General features: G+C 55.9%; 1 protein-coding gene. It reads left to right on the top strand.

Features of this window, described 5'->3' with window-relative positions:
- On the top strand, positions 1 to 1239 hold a 1239-nt coding region (locus RMSM_RS41555), incomplete at both ends, for an Ig-like domain-containing protein (protein WP_008707745.1).

Raw genomic sequence — 1239 nt, 5'->3', positions numbered from 1 at the left:
CGATTTCTTGTTGCAAGTCAAGATTGACACGACGGTACCCACGACGACAATTGACATCCTTGCCTCTAGCGACAGCGGTATGTATGACGATGACAACGTCACCAACATTCAAGAAATCGCATTCCAAGGTCGCGGCGAAACCAACGGCATCATCACTCTGTTTGCTCAGAAAGTGAACAACGCCGGAGTTGCGTTTGGTGAACTGCTAGTGATTGGTACTGGCAACGTCGGATCCGACTTTACGGATGTCCAAGCCGGTATCCCCGGAGCCACGGATACCGATGGGTTGGGGATCTGGGAGATCACGGCCGAACCGCTAGTCGATGGCGTCTACGACGTTTATGCCTTGATCGAAGATTGGGCTGGAAACGAAGCGACCTCGGATACCATCCGATTAGAAGTCGATACGCTTGATCCAAATTTGCCGCTGTTGGATTTGGACGAAGCAAGCGATAGCGGTCGACACAACGACGACAACATCACCAACGACAACACGCCTGCGGTCAGCGTGACCACCCACGATGCGAATGCGGACCTGCACGCCGTGGTTCCCGATTTGACCGTTGCCGGTGCGTTTCTGACGGACTACCTGAAGTACCGTATCTACGACCGTGCGGAAACCGGAGTGGTCGGCGGGCAAACGTTGGTGACCGAAACCCTGCTCTACGATTCGGCCGCGGACGCCAATGCCGATGCAAGCACGTCGCTGCTAGGGCACAACGCGATGTTTACCAGTTTGCTACTGCTGAACAGCGGCAACGCTCAAACCATCTTGCCGGCGTTGGCCGATGGCATCCACAACCTCAAAGTCGAAGTCGAAGACCGCGCGGGCAATATCAGCCACGACTTCCTGCTGAATTTGGTGATCGACACTGCGGCCCCCGCCGCCCCCACCATCGCATTGGATCCATCGATTACCGACAGCGGGATCCAAAGCAACATCGGCAGTGCATCCGACCGCATCACCAACGTGCGAACCCCGGGTTTTGTTGGTACCGCCGAAGCGGATGCATTGGTGCGTTTGTATGCCGATGGTCAAAGCATCACCAACAATGTGATCGATGCTTCCGATGCGGCCATTGGATTGACCGTCGCTGTTCCAATCGATGGCGACGATGCACTGCCCGGTGGTCAATATCGGGCGACCTCAACGGCCGATCTGAACGTCGGGTTTACTTTTGACGGTCAACGACAAATCGGTGGTACCGCCGAGGATTTGGCGGGCAATGTGTCGGATCC

It is taken from the genome of Rhodopirellula maiorica SM1 (genome assembly GCF_000346295.1).
GTDB lineage: Bacteria > Planctomycetota > Planctomycetia > Pirellulales > Pirellulaceae > Novipirellula > Novipirellula maiorica.
The sequence above is the reverse complement of the archived record's forward strand: the minus strand, read 5'-3'. Positions and strand labels throughout refer to the sequence as shown.